We start from the raw sequence: 18,545 nt of genomic DNA, 5'->3' as shown, positions 1-18,545 counted from the left end.
GTGTTATCCAAACCATTGGTGCTAGATTGGCCTGCAACACTTAATGTGTCTTGTAGTTCAGTAGCGCCAGTATTGGTTAGCGTACCTGAGTTAGTCAAGTTACCTGTATTGGCTAGTAGACCAGTGTTATCCAAACCATTGGTGCTAGATTGGCCTGCAACACTTAATGTGTCTTGTAGTTCAGTAGCGCCAGTATTGGTTAGCGTGCCTGAGTTGGTTAAATTACCAGTGTTGGCTAGAAGACCGGTGTTATTCAAACCATTGGTGCTAGATTGGCCTGTAACTCCTAGCGTGCCATTTAACTGAGATGCACCGTTATTGGTTAAGGTGCCTGTGTTAGTGAGATCGCCTAAGCTATCGATAGGACCTGTATTGTCAATACCAGCTGTTGTAGATAGGCCTGTAACATCTAGCGTGCCATTTAACTGAGATGCACCGTTATTGGTTAAGGTGCCTGTGTTAGTGAGATCGCCTAAGCTATCGATAGGACCTGTATTGTCAATACCAGCTGTTGTAGATAGGCCTGTAACATCTAGCGTGCCATTTAACTGAGTCGGCGCATTGCTGGTTAGCCCATTAGTAGTTGTCGTACCCGTAGTGACAGTATTACCAGTAGTACTATTATTACCAGTAGTACTATTATTACCAGTCGTCTCTGTATTACCATTGACTTTTAGATTAGCTGGGTTTGTGGTAGTACCTACTGTGGTATTGCCATTTAACTGAGTTGCGCCGTTGTTGGTTAAAGTACCAGTATTAGTAAGACCATTTGTATTAGTTGCACCAGTTGTAGTAAGGCTACCTGTAGTAGTATTACCAGTAGTAGTTGTATTGCCATTGACTGTTAAATTAGCATTCTGAGCACTAGTACCTACCGTGGTTGCGCCTGCTACTGTTAAAGAACCAGTGTTGCTACCATTACTTGCAATAATTAAATCAGAATTTAGTGTAGAACTACCAGAGCAGTTTACTGCCTCAGTCCCACCATTATTCGATCCACATTGTACTACGCCTGGATCACCAGCTGCCATAACTGGTGATACAAAAAATGCGCCTGTCGCTGTAGTAATCGCTATAGCCAAAAGCTTGCGCTGAAAATTGGTTTGCATAATATTTCCTCTCTGAATTATTTAATGAAGTGCCAAAAATGTTTTGTTAAAAGAATGTTTTATCGACCTATCGCAAAAGCAAGCCCACCCTGATATAAGATGTCATCACTTCCAGCATATGCAAACCCTCCTGTTAGCTTATAATTACTTTCCTTACTCAAATATGTTATGCCAATTGCCATGGCAGTATTGCTTTTAAAGTTTCCTACTCCGATCATACCTGACAGCTGACCAGGTCTAGCCACTGCGTCTGAACCGTTGGATAAGGCTGCTGACATCGCTATGCCTTTGTAAGCAATTTCATCACCTTGTCGTGAATATTCACGTGAGTATTCGTACACTTTCGATAACTGTCCAACATTCACAGCATCATTATAATTAACACCTGGAGATACATTGGTTATTCTGCTATTGGCGGCATTTATGCCATTGTTGGATAGACTAGGACCATTATTGATTTGAATGCTATTTACCTGAATGTCGTTGCTTAGTCCTACACTAATGCCTTCACTTGTCGTTTGAACAGATACATTCTGATTGGTACTCTTCACTGCAATCGTATCGCCTAACTGATGTGTAGTGCTATTTGTACCATCGTTAAATGTAATTCCTTTAGATATCTTAGTAGTATTCTGCTGAACGACTGAATCTAGACTAGCAACGTTAGCAGCCGTATCGACCAAATCGTTTGTGTTTTTAGCAATAGCTGTATTTGCTGTTATTAAGTCATCGCTGTTTTTAGCGATAGCCACATTCGCCACATTCAAATCATTTTTGTTACTTGAGATATCATTTGAATTCTGAGATATCACTGTATTTGCTGTTATTAGATCATCTCTGTTTTTAGCTATACCACTGTTTGCGCTAACTAAATCTTCTGCATTTTTTAAAATATCATTGCTGTTTTTAGCTATCGTACTGTTCGCTGTCACTAAGTTTTCACTATTTTTCAGGATATCGCCTTTATTTTGCGAAATCTTAGTATTGGCAGTGGCTAAATCATCTATATTTTTTGAAATCTTAGTATTGGCATTGATTAAATCATCCGTATTTTTCGAAATATTAGTATTGGCATTGATTAAATCATCCGTATTTTTCGAAATCTTGGTGTTAGCATCGGCTAAATCATCTGTGTTTTTCGAAATCTTGGTATTAGCATTAGCTAAATCATCTGTGTTTTTCGAAATCTTAGTATTAGCATTGATTAAGTCATCCGTATTTTTCAAAACATTGGTATTAGCATTGGCTAAATCATCTGTATTTTTCGAAATCTTGGTATTGGCATTGATTAAGTCATCAGCATTTTTTGAAATCTTGGTGTTGGCATTGATCAAGTCATTCGTGTTTTTTGAAACTTCAGACTCAATAACAATGAGCTTACCCACGTTTTGTGAAATGATATTCGTATTGCTAGAAATCGCATTATTGGCAGTTACTAGATCACCAGTATTTTTAGCAATCCCTGCGTTTGCTATTACTAAATCACCAGTATTTTTGGCAATCCCTGCGTTTGCTATTACTAAATCATCAGTATTTTTAGCAATACCTGCGTTGGCCGTGGTCAATGCACTTGTATTGTCGGACACACTTGTGTTGATAGTACCAAGAGCACTTGCATACTGAGCGATCGAGCTAGTATTTTGAGAAATTGCATTATTGGCTGTCACTAAATCATTAGTGTTTTTAGAAGTGGCGGCCTTAACAGTGACTAGATCAGTCGCATTAGATGCAATGTTGGCCGTATTTGTCGAAATAAGAGTATTAGCGGTGGTTAAAGCATTTTTAGTATCATCGATTTCAACTTTGGCCGCAGCAATATCACTCTGATTTTTAAGTGCAATATCTCTATTTAGTGAGGTATTCATCGCAACAGAATATAACTGACTACCATTGACACTATCTGAGGAGGTTTGGGATATTTCACCAGCTGCTACGTTTTGAATTCTACGTTCATTATTGGCTGATCCTACTGATATAACACCGTTTGCCGTACTTGCTGCAAAGTTATTGTAATCGATGCTACCTATTACTGTATTGGCCACTCTGCCAGTGTTTCCAGCAGTCGTCGTATTGCCTTGTTGTCCGCTACTTTGTAACAACTGTGTTCCCACTTTGTCGCCTGTAGTTGCAACCGTATTGTTGCCTAGATAGACTGAGTTTTTGACTGTATTACCTATTGGTATGGCGTTACCAGCGTTATCAACTTGCCCTGTGTTATTAATATTAGAACCCAAAACAAATGTATCACTTGAGTTGATAATATTATTATTTCCAAGTGCATGGCTGTTCGCCACAGTATTATTTACTGCTCTGCTAGTAGTGGTAGGACTCGTGGCTTTTATAATATTAGACTGTCCAATGGTCGATGAACTTGCTGCTTCAACGATATTATTAGAACCAACCGCTGTCGTTCTATTCGCTAAAGACTCGTTAGACGCTCCTACAGATAATGAGTTGGTACCATTAGCAATAGCATTGCGACCCAATGCCGTTGCATTCTCTCGAGTGGCTTGTGCGTTTTGTCCCATTGCGGTGCTGTTTGCGCCAGTTGCTAGAGCAATTGCGCCAACTGCTGTACTGTTTTGAGCCAACGCCACACTGTCGTAACCTATTGCGGTGGTACGGTCTGCCGTTGCTTCACTTTGTGCACCATTTGCTGTTGAGCCAAACCCTGAAGCAATAGCTCTACTACCTGAGGTGGTTGCGTAAGATCCTGATGCTGTGCCTTCAAAACCAGTGGCGGTGGCTTCTAGACCAGTTGCCTTCACATTGACACCAGTTGCTGTTGTATTAACAGCGGTGGCTTTCGCATTGCGACCCAACGCCGTTGCATTCTCTTGAGTGGCTTGTGCGTTTTGTCCAGTTGCGGTGCTGTTTGCGCCAGTTGCTAGAGCAATTGCGCCAACTGCTGTACTGTTTTGAGCCAACGCCACACTGTCATAACCTATTGCAGTAGTACGGTCTGCCGTTGCTTCACTTTGCGCACCATTTGCTGTTGAGCCAAACCCTGAAGCAATGGCTCTACTACCTGAGGTGGTTGCGTAAGATCCTGATGCTGTGCCTTCAAAACCAGTGGCGGTGGCTTCTAGACCAGTTGCCTTAACATTGACACCAGTTGCTGTTGTATTAACAGCGGTGGCTTTCGCATTGCGACCCAACGCCGTTGCATTCTCTCGAGTGGCTTGTGCGTTTTGTCCCATTGCGGTGCTGTTTGCGCCAGTTGCTAGAGCAATTGCGCCAACTGCTGTACTGTTTTGAGCCAACGCCACACTGTCGTAACCTATTGCGGTGGTACGGTCTGCCGTTGCTTCACTTTGTGCACCATTTGCTGTTGAGCCAAACCCTGAAGCAATGGCTCTACTACCTGAGGTGGTTGCGTAAGATCCTGATGCTGTGCCTTCAAAACCAGTGGCGGTGGCTTCTAGACCGGTTGCTTTCACATTGACACCAGTTGCTGTTGTATTAACAGCGGTGGCTTGTGCATTGCGACCCAACGCCGTTGCATTCTCTCGAGTGGCTTGTGCGTTTTGTCCAGTTGCGGTGCTGTTTAAACCTGTTGCTCTACTGCTCACACCTGATGCCGTTGTATTCTCTTGGGTAGCTTGTGCATCTTGTCCGTTTGCTGTGCTATTTAAGCCTATCGCTCTGCTGCTCACACCTGATGCCGTTGTATTTGTATTGGTGGCTTGTGCGTCTTGTCCATTTGCTGTGCTGTTTGCACCTGTTGCTAGAGCGTTCACACCAGCTGCTGTTGTATTTACAGCGGTAGCTTGTGCGTTTTGACCCATTGCCGTTGCATTTTCTTGAGTGGCTTGTGCGTTTTGTCCGTTTGCGGTGCTGTTTGAACCTGTCGCTCTACTACTCACACCAGATGCTGTCGTATTTGTATTGGTCGCCTGTGCATCCTGTCCGTTTGCTGTGCTGTTTGAACCTGTCGCTCTACTGCCAACGCCTGCCGCGGTAGTGTTGGTATCAGTAGCTTGTGCATCCTGTCCCATTGCAGTGCTGCTTGCACCAGTTGCTCTACTACTCACACCGGTTGCCGTTGTATTGATGGCGGCCGCCTGTGCATCCTGTCCGTTTGCTGTGCTGTTTGAACCTGTCGCTCTACTACTTACACCAGCTGCTGTCGTATTTGTATTGGTCGCCTGTGCACCTTGTCCAGTTGCTGTGCTGTTTGAACCTGTCGCTCTACTACTCACACCAGCTGCTGTCGTATTTGTATTGGTCGCTTGCGCATCTCGTCCAATTGCAGTGCTGTTTCCACCCGTTGCTTGAGACTGTGCGCCATAGCTGCTTGAATTTGCACCGCTTGCTATGGCGCTCTCTCCAATAGCGGTACTATTTGCTACTAATGCTTGAGAACCATTACCGATGGCAATCGCTGTTGGGTCTGATGCTGTCGCGGCATCTCCATTGTTACTGTCACCAGCCCCTAGTATCTGTCCACCACCAATAGACACTCCCGATTGTAGGTTACCTGCCCCATCAGGACCTAATGATACTGATGCGGTGCCAGCTCTATTTTCAACAACAACAGCTGCACCCTCTGTTACCTCGACATCACCGACGAACTCCTGCCCACATGACGGCGCATCTGCAGCATCTGCATCCTTATCAAGTACCACAAATCCAAGTGCTGCATTTACTATTTGAGCTGTTAGTGAGGCAACCACAACGGCACCACCCGCCATCCCCGCACCAAAAGGTAACCCTTGTACTGCTTCGCCAGTTGCTTCTAAAACTGTTTGAGCGATATCAACACCCAGCATTCCGTACTCTAGGTTACGGATTTCATTATCAAAAGTCTCTGAACATTTTCTGTCCGTTCTATCTGAATACCCTGAAGACCCTGGTCCTGGACCTGAAGGTGCAGGTTGTGGAGCATTTGGGTTACTGTAAGCTGGATCTGACGGCACAATTGTAGGGATCGGCGGTGCAGGTTCTACAGGCACTGCTTCTGGTGGATTATCTCTAAGATCTCTTAATTCTTGTATAAAAGGATCGTTGGTATTAATCCAATTATTATTCCCTATACTCCGATCGCGATTATCAATGATCACCTGACCTTCATCAGTACTCTGATAGGTATCAAGATTAAAAGGATCATTGATACCACTTAACGCATAAGATGGAAAACTAATGGCAGTCATTGCCAGTATTAGAGCCGTCCTTTGTAGAATAGGGGTTTTAGTCGTCTTCATCATGATACATACTCTATTTTGAATAGGAATTCATTACAGCATGGAACAAAAATATTTTTGCACATGCTCTATAGATACTTCATATAGGGGTTTACAGAAAATTATTTGAGAAAATGCTGAATAAATTGTACCGATATGAAAAATATTACATCTTTAAATAGGGCTTCTTGATGATGTAAATAAAAGTTGTTTAAATGTAATTGAAATTAAGTGACTATGTAATATTATTACTGTTTTGTAAACATTGCAAGCATATATTTATATAATCGAATATCTATTAAATCTGAGAGAATATAGCCATAAAAAGACAGAACCACATATCTGAAATTTAAGAAGGTGCTATTCGCATGTTGATTGAAGCGTTAAGCGACTATATCTCTACATCTCGTCAGCCATCATAAAAGTATGATTCTCTCTAATAGAAAAACCTTGGCTCTCTACTTATTTAAGATTGACCGCTCTCACGACACTCCTAAAGTCATTATGCAAGCCATTGATTTATATCAATTCGATGGCGATAAAATGCCTTTAGAGATGGTCACCAAATTAACCATATCGCATCGCCATTGTTCTCACGGTATAGAGTTATACCGAAATATATTAGGGGTCTGTGCTGAAATTTCTAGAACTAAAGATAGCCTGCGACGTATAGGCATTCCAACTTAACGCCTCAAATTCAGCCTTAGTAAAGTATGGAAGTGTGGGTAAGAAGTCCCCTATTACATCAGCAGCACCTTATGGCACTTTTATATTCTGAACGGCTTGATTGAAAACGGATAATGATAGCGGTGGTTAACGTTAGTCTTTTTAGATTAAGCATGAGTGATCCTGTTTATCATCGTGATATCCTTATCAAGTATGTTATCTATTAATATCTTAAATCTAACACGATTATTTCAGGCATCAATAGATGCATTCGAGTCATTGGTCATGCCCATTATGTCAATTCGGGTCATGTTAGGCCGCGCCCTCAATGCAGATGTAAAAAATCAATGAGCCCAAGGTGGCTAATCTTACCAAACGACATCAAATGGCAGGGCAATAGAAATTTACATCGCATTTTAGAACGCAGATGGTACTTATACTTTATTTACTGAGTCAATGGCGTTAGAAATTACTCAAAAACGCTAGAAAACACCGCCAACAAGTGGATAATGATAGGTCGAATCTTCTCAATTCCAGTTTATACGCTCATAAAAACCAAATGGTCGACGAGCACTCATTGAACTGGAGTCATTATCATATCAGTTAGTAGAATAAAAGGATTTAACATGCGACTGTCATCATTCATGCAAAAAATGCACAAACGCAACCCTAAACTGGGCAAAGTCGCCTCGCTTGCAACGGCAACAGGTGTGCTTGCTGGTAATAGCTTAATTGTTGCGCTACCCGTATGGCTGATGGGTGCCACCAAAGTCGTGACTGGTGCAGCGATCGCTGATGACACGATGATCAAAGTGACCAATTATTGGATAAACAGTAATAACGCTTTAATCGATAATATCTTGCCAGAGAAAGACTGGCGTATCAGCCTACCCGATGACGTCAATATGCAGGGCAAATACCTACTGATGAGTAATCATCAATCATGGGTAGATACCAGTATCGTGCAATATATTAGTGAAAATCGCTTACCATTAACGCGCTTTTTCACCAAGTTTGAGCTGATATATATTCCTGTCATTGGTCAAGCTTTTTACTTTTTAGACTTTCCTATGATGCGTCGGCACTCTAAAGAAGCGATTGCTAAAAACCCAGCCTTACAAGGTAAAGATATCGAAGAAGCAAAACGCGCATGCGCCCTCCTCAAAGACAAACCCTTTACCTTATTGAACTATTTAGAAGGGACGCGCTTTACCCAAGACAAACATGACAAACAGCAGTCACCTTATAAGCATCTGCTCAAGCCTCGCGCGGGTGGTCTCTCATTGGCGATCAATGCGTTGGGTAAAGAGATGGATGGCATCTTGGATATGACCATCGTTTATCCTGACGGGGTGCCGACGTATAGTGATCTGTGGAAGGGCAACATTAAGCGTTTGGGTGTCGACGTGCGACATGTCGAGATACCTGATGCACTATTTGATGCGGTCAAAAACGGTGGTTATGAGAATGATGAGGCCATCAAGGCGCAAATGTTTGCTTGGATAGAGGAAATGTGGCATCAAAAAGATCAGCGTATTAGCGCTATGCTGGCTGAATTTGATAGCCATCCTGACGTCTAAACCAATCAATAGAAAAGGCAATAAATAAGGCTTATATATTTTGATACTTTGACCCCCACATTAAAAAAGTGAGTGGGGTGTCAAAAAGCATGCTTGGTGGTTAGAGCATGACTATAGTTAGGTCAATACAAGACAGAGAAAGAGACAGCGCAGAGAATATCAGGATATTAGCTAGCAGTTTGGCAAGATTTAGCCGTTTTTAACCCACTTAGTCGCTTTCGTTTAGATTGAGTACACGCCCTAACTCATCAAGGTATTTAAATATGAAACGTGCCAATCAATTACAGCCATTATCTCGCCAGCATCACCTTGGTCTCAACTTGTCTCGTCATGCGAAAGAATGCACTGAAACGGCTACAGAGATTGCCAAGCACTGGCATAATCTCACCGCTTATATCGACGATATGCATTTTCAGACTGAAGATCATTTTCAGATTGAAGACAGTTTAATTGCTAATGCGTTAGAGCCTTATCGAGCATCTCAACCTGAAGTAGCATCGGTATTAGCGGCGCTTTCTGGTCAGCATAAACGTTTGCAGACCCTGATAGATGCGGGTCAAAAAACGGCGAGTCAATCTATAACGAGAGAACAAATAAGAGAGCTTGCCACGTTACTACACGACCATATTCGTTTTGAGGAGCGCGAACTGTATCCTATCGTAGAAAAGTATCTAACAGAGGATGAGCTGGATGCTGTTTATCAAGCAAGCCCAGACAGTATTAAGCGCTCAGATGAGAACCGCTAGAAATTATAGTGTTTTAAAAATGCTGTTTGCGTCGCTTCTATTGGCGTTAATTGAGCATCAGCGTTGATTTAGCTTATTGACAGTGGCAATCAAGGCGACCATGATGATACCAATGATAATAAGAATGCCGGACATCATATGTGCCGCTTCATAATTCAGCGCCTCAACTTGCTCATAGATAGCAATCGAGACGACTTTGGTCTCACCTGAGATACTCCCACCTATCATCAATACCACTCCAAACTCGCCAATAGTATGGGCAAAACTAATTAAGCTGCCAAGAATGATACCAACGCGCGCTTGTGGCAATGCCACTTTCATAAAGCGCCTCAGACGACTTGGCTCCAATAAATGCGCCACTTCGATGACGCTTGGTGGAATGCGTAAAAACTGAGCGTAGACAGGCTGAATATAAAAGGGCAACGAGTAAATAATAGAGCCGATGACAAGCCCTTCAAAGGTAAAGATGAATGGGCTGATATTATGCTCAGCAAGCCATTTACCGATACCGACGTTGGGGCTTAATAGCAGTAATAAATAAAAGCCAATCACGGTAGGCGGTAATACCAACGGCAACGCGATAACGCCCATTAGTAAGACTTTAAAACGACTAAGTACTCGGCCACGGCTCGGTTTGGCGAGCCAATAAGCGACAGGCGTGGCAAACAGTAATAAGCATAAGGTCGTAACACTAGCGAGCTTAACGCTCACCCACAATGGACTGAGCATGTCTGCCATAAAAGATTGGGCTATCATAACGTCATTGCTCTTTCTTGGTCGTTGCTAGCCATTAATGATCGTAACAAGTAATATAGTCAAAATATCTTAAAAAAGCGACGGTATTGCTGATATCAGTTTTTTGTCGCCTCTGTCTGCGCAGGCACAGCAAGCAAGAAAAATTGATATCAGCAGTGCGTCATGTATAGATATTACTTTTCACTCACTATATCATTCACAAAAATTAGAGTAACAAGGAAAAAGAGTACAAGTACTACGCATTGTAGGCCAAGCGATTTTGACACAGCTAATCGTATTTTTGGGTTTGGTATAAGGATAATGCTTGGTTATTTAACCATTAAATAGCCCGCTTGTGAGAAATAGTGTTGTCCTGCTTTTGAACGCAAATAATCTGTAAAATCTGCGGCAATGGGCGCGTCACTAATGACGATACCATCTTGGAAAATCGCTGGATAAGAGGCTGGTGCTAACGTGATAAATTGTTCAGGTTTGGCTTTGATAGCGATGATTTGTGACTGTGCAACAAAACCATAATCCACACTACCCGTATGCGCGTATTGAAATGCTTGGCCGATATTTTCTGCTTGTATCAGGCGTTTTTGCTTATTTAAAGTGTTATATAAATTTTGCGATTGTAGATAGGCTTGTGCCGATACGCCATAAGGGGCAAGCTCAGGATTGGCGATAGCTATCTTGCTATTAGCGTCTTTTATTAATAAATAAATCACTGCTGCTGGCTCAAGCCCATGCAATGACTTAGTGACACTATATAGCGCCAATTGACCTTGCGTATAAGTAAACGGTGTATAGCTCTCATTATTTTTAGCGTTATCTACGACTCTTTCAGCCGCCAATTTGGCAGGGAATTCTTGGTTGGCAGACAAGAATATGTCGTAAGGTGCCCCTGCTTTTATTTGCGCGTATAACTTACCTGATGAGGCATAAGTCACGTCAATATCCTGCGCCGCTAAGTTTTCATCTGTTTTATAACCGTCAATAATTTGAGGCAACACATCCGATAAGTTGGCAGCAGCAGCGATACGTAGGGTTTGAGTTTGTTCAGGTGTCTGGCTAGCAGAATCCGTGTCAACCGTATTTTCTGCTGTACAAGCGCTTAACGCTACTAGTAAAAATGCAAAGATAGGTGTCACTGCCATCAACTTAGCCATTACTAACCATCCTCGTTCTTAACCGTTATTGCTAAGCCACTTCGAAACATCATTGTCGTAATACTCTTGTTTCCACACCGGAATGTCTGCCTTAATCGTATCTAGTATCCAGCGGCAAGCATCAAAAGCGGGATAACGATGGGCAGAAACCACGCCCACCCAGACAGCGACATCACCTATCTCTAAAGCACCGATACGATGGATGGCAATAGCATGAGTGATTTCAAAACGCTTTTTGGCTTCTTCGATAATTGCGCGACCTTGATTCAGTGCCAAGTCTTCATAGCCATAATAGGTTAAGCGCTCAACGCTGGCGGCATTATTGTGATTGCGTACTCTACCCTCAAAGCAGACGAAAGCGCCGCAGCTATCATCGTCGAGGGTGTTTTTGAGTCGGCCTTCATCAATCGCCACATCCAATAACGCAAAGCCATCACGCTCAGCGATTAGATAGGCTTCGTCGATGCTACGCTTGATGGTCATTGAGTGGCTATGGACATTATCTGTCATTTTATATCTCTATTTGCTGTCTTTTTAAATTTGCTGTCTTTTTAAATAGGAAGCGGTCTACTAAAATTTAACCACCCGCGACTGGGGTGATAAATACCACACTGTCACCATCATGGATCTGGTCTGTCCATTTGGCAAAGTAATCATTTACCGCCACGCGTAGCTCTGCCTGCGGGCGACTAAAGCGGTGCTTTTGACTGAGTTGTTCATACAGCTCAGTTAATGAGGTCGACTGCTCAACGCTGACCGCTTCCTCTTGGCAGTTGGCTTCATCCGCTAAGCTGGCGAAATATAGCACGTTGATAGTCATCCTTGCTTCAGTGTTTGGTGCTACGTCAATAGTACTCATAAAAACCTTCCATTCTGTGTAAGCTGTCGAGCGTTATACTGATATTACTGCTTATTTAATAATGCTCATCGTTAGAAAAAAATCTCATCAATCTAAGCCTGATTTTAAGCATGACTATAATCTGATTTGCCGCCCGTTTTTGTCACCAAATGAATATTATCAATAACGATATCATGCGATAGCGCTTTGGTCATATCATAGATGGTCAAACAAGCAATGCTAACGGCGGTTAAGGCTTCCATCTCGACCCCAGTTTTATGCGTGACTTTGACAGTGCCGATGACGGTAATAGCATGCAGCGCATCATCGTAGGCAAAGGCTAGACCAATCTTGTCTAATGGTAATGGATGACATAGTGGAATCAAATCGTGCGTGCGCTTGGCAGCCATGATACCGGCGATATGCGCCGTCTGAGTAATGCTGCCCTTTTTGGTCATGCCATCAGCAGCTTTGATTTGCACATAAATCTCGCTTGGAAAACGTACTTGTCCGACCGCGTTGGCTTCTCGCGTCGTTGCCGTCTTGCCACTGACATCGACCATGGTAATATCGCCGTTGCCGTCTAGATGCGATAAGCTAGATTGTCTGCTTTCCTGATTATTGCTATTCATTGCTAATTTCTCTTGATAATGTCTCTTGATAATTTTTTATAAATCGCTTAACGCTGCGCAGGCGCGTTGGAAATCTTCAGGGGTATTAAAGTTGGTCAGATGCTTCCAATTTTCTGTCAAAGGCACAGCTTGCGTAAGAGGCTTAATGAATGACATGACACGGCGTTGACCGCTATCAATATAAGCCTTCAAGTCAGCCTCAATACTTAATTGATACAGCCCTAACAACGGATATAGATGGCTGTCATCGGTTAGGCAAATTACTTTTTTATCAGCCGCTTGGCTCATCGCCGCTTGCAATTTTTGCCACAAACCTGTTGCCGGTATTAAGCTATCGCAGCTAATAACGAGTAACCATGAGGAGCCGGATTTTTGGTTTGGCGTTGCATCAGTGAGCTTGGCTAATGTCTGCAAAGCTGATTCAATAGCAACCAGAGCCCCACCATTATCGCTCTGCTCGTCATCATTGACAGGATTATAATCAGTAATATGCATAATTGGAGATTGTGGATTACCAATACTTAAATCTAAATCAACCGTAAAACCGCGCTCATTGTCTGCAATCATAATCGGTATATTGAAACCAGCGGTATTTGAATCAGCCGCTGTTAGTTCAAGGGCATGACGCACATGATAGTCTAACAGCCGCTCACCTGTCGGCAGAATGAGCTCCGCTTTGGGCACGCCCATACGCTTGGACGCGCCACCTGCTAAGATGACTACGCCTGCTAAGCTATTTAGATGTGGTGCAGTATTAGCCATCATTGAATATCAGTCATGGCTAGGGTTTTGTGCCCAAAAGTGTGGCACAAAATTGCATGGACGGGTACGGCTATCGAACTGCTCTTTTAAGATATTTTCCCAGCCAGTACGACACGCGCCTGATGAGCCCGGTAAGCAAAATATACCCGTGCCATTTGCCATGCCAGCAACCGCTCGTGATTGTACCGTAGACATGCCAATTTCATCTTTTGAGATGAGACGAAACATTTCACCAAAGCCATCGATCGACTTATCAAACAGTACTTTTACCGCTTCTGGCATACTGTCTCTGATAAAAAATCCTGTACCGCCCGTTGTAATCACCGCATGAACCTTTGGATCTGCAATCCAGCCGCTAATAACCGCTCTTATCTGATAGATATCATCAGAAATCAATTGACGATCTGCCAAGTGATGACCTGCTTCGATTAAGCTGTCTGCCAAGTATTGTCCTGAAGTATCTTCTGCGATTGTGCGACTGTCAGAGACGGTTAATACGGCAATATTAAGCGATGTAAATGCTGCAGCGGGTTTGCTCATAGAGTTTCCTAGAGAAGGTGATGTTAATGTTTAAAAAAGTGTAACGTGCTCATTAATTTAACCGCCAATGATTGACAGGTTGTGCATAATGCCACTATTGGCATCATGCAAATGATGATGCTCAGGTTTAATCGGCATAAAACTATGTAGATCATTGACCAAACCCTGCACATCATTTTTCTGTAAATGCTGACGAATATCATAGTTGCCTTGATCGAATAAGCACAGATGCACTTTGCCTTGACTGCTCACCCGTAGGCGATTGCAGGTGTCACAGAAATGCGCCGCGTAAGGGGCAATCATACCAATGCGCCCCAGATAATCAGGATGGCTGTACTCTACCGCAGGACCATCGCTACTGCCACGCTCATGCGGCTGCCAGCCATGCTCTAATAAATAATCGGTGATAATATCAGACTGGGCATGCTGGGCAAAAAACAAGTCGCTATTGTCACTCGTCTGCATGAACTCAATAAATCGATAAGTCACTTGTCTATCTTTGACGTAGTCAATGGCATCCATCAGATTTTCAAAGGCGGTCTCTGCCATCAACACACTGTTAATTTTAAGCTTGATATCCGTAGTTTGCAGCAACGTATCCATGTCAGCAAGCAGTTGCAGTAAGCTATCAAAGCCTGTCATCTTATGAAAGGTAGCAGCATCAAAGCTGTCCATGCTGATATTTAACTGGTCGAGCCCAGCCGCTTGCCAACTGGCTAAATGCTTACCCAGCTTATAACCATTACTGGTCATCGCCACCGTTTCAATGCCATCAGTTTGTTTAATGGTTTCAATAATCTCGACGACATCACGACGAATCGATGGCTCACCACCAGTGATTCTAACTTTTTTGGTGCCGACTTGAGCAAAGCCGCGTATCAGTGTGGCAATCTCAGGGACGCTGAGCTCATCATCAGGGCGTTTGCCTTGATAGCCGTTCGGCAAACAGTATTCACAGCGAAAATTACAGAAGTCAGTAATAGACAAACGCAGATAAGTGAGACGTCGAGCAAAACCATCAGTTAACGGTTGAGAGTGCTCAATATCTTGCTCGGTAGGTGCTGCTACAGACGGGGCTTGATAGCTATCAAAAGCGGCGACTGCTGTTACTGTAGACATACTAGGCGAATACAGTTGTGCATGGCCTATCTTAATGTTGTCATCACTCATATTTTCCTACCATCAGTAGTGCTTGTGGGCAGCATTACTTTATTATTCGTGTTTGGCCTACCATTGTATGATTTATTTTCAGTTTTTTTGTATTCATCTTATAGAGATTTAGAAAACTGTCACTACGCATGTAGCCAAGGGAACGGCTGCACAATGACGCTATCACCTGATGCCACATTACCACTGTCTTTGTCCAAAACAACAAAGCAATTCGCTCGGCTAAGCTGTTTGATTCTATGTGATTGCTGACCTGAGAAGCACTCAACTTGATAACTGCCAGCATCGTTTTGTGTGAGAACGCCGCGCTGAAAGTCCTTACGACCGGCTGATTTTCTGATATCGTTTGTGAGTGTCGCTTTGACACTCAGTTGCATAGGTCGCTCTGCTAGATCAGCGCCTGACATTTGCCACAATGCTGGTATCACAAACTGTAGTGCCCCAACGACCGTCGATAATGGATTGCCCGGCAGACCAAAATATAACACGGGTTTAGCTGTATCTTTATTTAATTCACCAAACACAAACGGCTTACCCGGCTTCATCGCGACTTTATAGTGGTTAATCTGACCCAGCTGTTCAATCACGGTGGTCAAAAAATCATAATCACCAACCGAGACGCCAGCCGTGGATATCAGGACATCGCAGTCTTGCATCGCTTTGTGGACAGCGGCAGTCGTCTGCTCTAGATTATCAGGGATAATGCCGTAATCACGAATGGTCATCGGCAGATCAGCCAGCATGGTTTTGAGTGTGGGCGTATTGGAATTATATATTTGCGCCAAGCTTGTCAGCTCATTGCCAATAGCAACCAGCTCATCACCAGTTGCTAACAAGCCTACGATCAACGGCTGAAATACCTTGACTTGGCTGACTCCCAAATTAGCCAATAAGCTAATATCAGTAGCATTAAGGCGTTTACCTACCTTCAAAACGGCCTCGCCCGATTCGATTTCTTCACCTTGTTTGCGAATATTGCTATCGATCTGAGCCGTTTGCGACAGCGTCACCGTGTAAGGTTTTGATTTGTCGATTGAGTCTCTAATAGTGGCAAAGTTAGTATTCTCTTGCATGATGACTGTGTCACAGCTATCTGGAACGACGGCGCCAGTAAAGATACGCACACCTTGTCCTACTGTTAAGTCACCAGTATAAGCACTGCCCGCTTGTGATTCGCCAATGATTTGAATGCTGCTGTCGTTTGATATATCGCTGCCATGAGCAATGGCATAACCATCCATCGCTGATAGATTCTGCCTTGGTATATCGAATGTTGCGGTGATATCTTGCGCCAGTATTTGATTACGACTGTCTAGCAGCTCACAGGTGTTGAGCACCCTTGTTGGTAGTGGAAAGTCATTATTATTATAAGTATCTACGCGCAGCTTTATCGCTGCCTGTAACGCTTCCATCGTAATCATAAGAGCACACTCAATTTGTCGGTTGTTATTAGTATTACATTATAATTATTCATTATAGCGAGGCATTGCTGACAGTTTGTCATCTGCAGTCTGTATTTTTTGCTATCAGCATTAATGGCATCTCTTCTACAATTGCATCCTTTCTATATTGTTGTAGCCGGTTTTATATAACGTCAATGTAGGCATACTTAAGTTTTTGATAGCATCATACAAATAGGTTTATATAGCAACGTTCTCGTTAAACACTAACAGATAATCGACATTAGGGCATGTCCTCAATCTGAACGGAAGAGACTAAACAGGCTAAATACTACCAAACTGTATCAAATAGCTGGTCAATATCTCGATATTGACCAGCTATTTTTCTTGTTTGGATGTAATTTATCTCGTTTTTATCGCCATTTTTAAAATGATGACATGCCCGAATAGTGAGTACTTAATTTTAACTGCTTAATTTTCAATGCGAGCCTTTTAAGTAAGCTGACACCTGTAAATCAATGCCTTTAGATAGGGCATAAAAAAGCACCTAGGTTAAGGTGCTTTTTGTGTTCATAATTATTTAGAATCATGAACACAGTCGTCAAAAACGGTGGCGTTGATTATTACATAATAGCGCCAGCAACCAACTTCACCATGATGTCAATGAAGAAGCACTCCGCTGACTGATAAAGCCGTCTGGCGTTTGGCTATTATCGGCTTGCCAGCGCTGGAATGCTTTGCGGGTATTGGTACCGATAATACCATCTGTGCCTTTGGTGTCATAACCTGCACCAGTTAAGCGCTGCTGCAATCTGGTCACTTGAGAAGTTGATAACGGGTTTTCATAGCGCGGCCATGATTTTCGTAGACCACTTTGCCCAGCCAGTGCTTTACCGAGCAAGCTCACACCCAGCGCATAGCTCGATGAGTTGTTATAGACTTTGATCACGTCAAAATTTGGGCTTAACAGTAGCACTGGGCCATCTTTACCCGCTGGTAGCCATAGCTCCATTTGCGTATTGGCATCGAGATAAATATCATCTATGGTATCAACGCCAAGCGCTGCCCATCTGGCCGCAGGTTGCTTGCTACCGACAACTGAGTAATCAAATGAAGCCGGAACCGTTACTTCATAAAAAGGCGCCAGACCGCGAACCCAGCCTGAATTGCTGAGATAATTGGCAGTAGAAGCCAAGGCATCACCCGTTGACCATGGGTTGCGATGACCATTACTATCGCCATCGACACCATGCTCTAACCAAGTACCTGGGATGAACTGCGTCTGTCCCATACCGCCAGCCCAAGAGCCTTCTAACTGCGACCAAGACACATCACCACGCTGCAATAGCGTCGCTAATGATAGCAACTGCGTTTCGGCGAACTCTTGGCGACGACCATCATAAGCAAGGCTAGAAAGCGCGCTTGGCAAATCGCTATTGCCAGTCACCACACCATATGACGACTCCATGCCCCAAATCGCAGCGACGGTTTCGGCACTTACCCCATACTGCGATTCTAGTTGTGACAAAAATGCCCGTTGCTCAGCAAACTTACGCTTACCCGTACTCACACGCCCATCTGATACCGCAGAATCAACATATTCCCACGGCATCTTTGAAAACTCTGGCTGTCCTGAGTCAAGCGAGATGACCTGCTGATTTAAGTAAGCAGAATCCATCAGACGTCGAATCGTTGAGGCATCGTAGCCTGATGACAGCGCACGCATGGAGAAGTCAGACTTCCAATCAGAAAAGCTGTTGTAGCTTGGTTTTGCCACTGGCTGCGGCTTGATAACCGGTGCTGGTGTTGGCTTTACTTGGATGGTTTGGGTCTGGGTAATCTGTACATTACCTTGACGCACAGGCTTGCTAGGCTTCTGCATCGCCTGTTGACTGGTACAACCTACCATCACTAAGGCAGGGAAAAGGGCAATATACTGTTTTTTTAACATCATAAAAACTCTCAATTATGAATAAGTGACTTAGCGATTAGCGGCAACAATTAGCAGCAGTTCA

General features: G+C 43.4%; 14 protein-coding genes. 2 read left to right on the top strand and 12 right to left on the bottom strand.

The window, feature by feature from the left end; all coding sequences use genetic code 11:
- Positions 1 to 1,109: hypothetical protein (locus JMY08_RS11130; protein WP_201593386.1), on the bottom strand; the 1,109-nt coding region annotated here is incomplete at its 3' end.
- Positions 1,110 to 1,168: 59 nt separating this feature from the next.
- Positions 1,169 to 6,316 (bottom strand): beta strand repeat-containing protein, encoded by a 5,148-nt coding sequence (locus JMY08_RS11125; protein ID WP_201593385.1) that lies wholly within the window; start codon positions 6,314 to 6,316, stop codon positions 1,169 to 1,171.
- A gap of 1,268 nt (positions 6,317 to 7,584) precedes the next feature.
- On the opposite strand from JMY08_RS11125, the gene JMY08_RS11120 reads away from it, so the two are divergent.
- Positions 7,585 to 8,538 (top strand): acyltransferase, encoded by a 954-nt coding sequence (locus JMY08_RS11120; RefSeq protein ID WP_010199077.1) that lies wholly within the window; start codon positions 7,585 to 7,587, stop codon positions 8,536 to 8,538.
- 263 nt (positions 8,539 to 8,801) lie between these two features.
- Positions 8,802 to 9,284, top strand: a complete 483-nt coding sequence (locus JMY08_RS11115; protein ID WP_201593384.1) for a hemerythrin domain-containing protein — start codon at positions 8,802 to 8,804, stop codon at positions 9,282 to 9,284.
- Between the two features lie 57 nt (positions 9,285 to 9,341).
- On the opposite strand, the gene modB is transcribed toward JMY08_RS11115, so the two are convergent.
- From modB to JMY08_RS11065, 10 genes are all read right to left on the bottom strand, one after another.
- Entirely contained in the window at positions 9,342 to 10,040 is a 699-nt protein-coding gene (gene modB, locus JMY08_RS11110) for a molybdate ABC transporter permease subunit (protein WP_201593383.1), read from the bottom strand.
- Between the two features lie 308 nt (positions 10,041 to 10,348).
- On the bottom strand, positions 10,349 to 11,191 hold the full coding sequence (modA, locus tag JMY08_RS11105; protein WP_201593381.1) for a molybdate ABC transporter substrate-binding protein: 843 nt from the start codon (positions 11,189 to 11,191) through the stop codon (positions 10,349 to 10,351).
- An 18-nt stretch (positions 11,192 to 11,209) separates the two neighbouring features.
- Positions 11,210 to 11,701, bottom strand: coding sequence for a molybdenum cofactor biosynthesis protein MoaE (locus JMY08_RS11100; RefSeq protein WP_201593379.1), 492 nt, complete (start codon positions 11,699 to 11,701; stop codon positions 11,210 to 11,212).
- A gap of 67 nt (positions 11,702 to 11,768) precedes the next feature.
- Positions 11,769 to 12,050 carry a MoaD/ThiS family protein gene (locus JMY08_RS11095; protein ID WP_010199064.1) on the bottom strand — a complete coding sequence of 94 codons (282 nt, stop codon included), beginning with the start codon at positions 12,048 to 12,050 and terminating at the stop codon, positions 11,769 to 11,771.
- 104 nt (positions 12,051 to 12,154) lie between these two features.
- Positions 12,155 to 12,661 (bottom strand): cyclic pyranopterin monophosphate synthase MoaC, encoded by a 507-nt coding sequence (gene moaC, locus JMY08_RS11090; RefSeq protein ID WP_201593377.1) that lies wholly within the window; start codon positions 12,659 to 12,661, stop codon positions 12,155 to 12,157.
- A gap of 36 nt (positions 12,662 to 12,697) precedes the next feature.
- On the bottom strand, positions 12,698 to 13,426 hold the full coding sequence (locus tag JMY08_RS11085; protein WP_201593375.1) for a molybdenum cofactor guanylyltransferase: 729 nt from the start codon (positions 13,424 to 13,426) through the stop codon (positions 12,698 to 12,700).
- Between the two features lie 6 nt (positions 13,427 to 13,432).
- Positions 13,433 to 13,963, bottom strand: a complete 531-nt coding sequence (gene moaB, locus JMY08_RS11080) for a molybdenum cofactor biosynthesis protein B (RefSeq protein WP_201593373.1) — start codon at positions 13,961 to 13,963, stop codon at positions 13,433 to 13,435.
- 57 nt (positions 13,964 to 14,020) lie between these two features.
- Entirely contained in the window at positions 14,021 to 15,133 is a 1,113-nt protein-coding gene (moaA, locus tag JMY08_RS11075; RefSeq protein ID WP_201593371.1) for a GTP 3',8-cyclase MoaA, read from the bottom strand.
- A 122-nt stretch (positions 15,134 to 15,255) separates the two neighbouring features.
- Positions 15,256 to 16,551: a gephyrin-like molybdotransferase Glp gene (glp, locus tag JMY08_RS11070; RefSeq protein ID WP_194620254.1), complete on the bottom strand. Its 1,296-nt coding sequence runs from the start codon at positions 16,549 to 16,551 to the stop codon at positions 15,256 to 15,258.
- 628 nt (positions 16,552 to 17,179) lie between these two features.
- Positions 17,180 to 18,484 (bottom strand): lytic murein transglycosylase, encoded by a 1,305-nt coding sequence (locus tag JMY08_RS11065; protein ID WP_201593369.1) that lies wholly within the window; start codon positions 18,482 to 18,484, stop codon positions 17,180 to 17,182.
- Between the last annotated feature and the right edge of the window lie 61 nt (positions 18,485 to 18,545).

Source organism: Psychrobacter sp. Pi2-51, assembly GCF_904846665.1.
Lineage (GTDB): Bacteria > Pseudomonadota > Gammaproteobacteria > Pseudomonadales > Moraxellaceae > Psychrobacter > Psychrobacter glaciei.
This window is presented reverse-complemented; position numbering and strand designations above follow the sequence as displayed.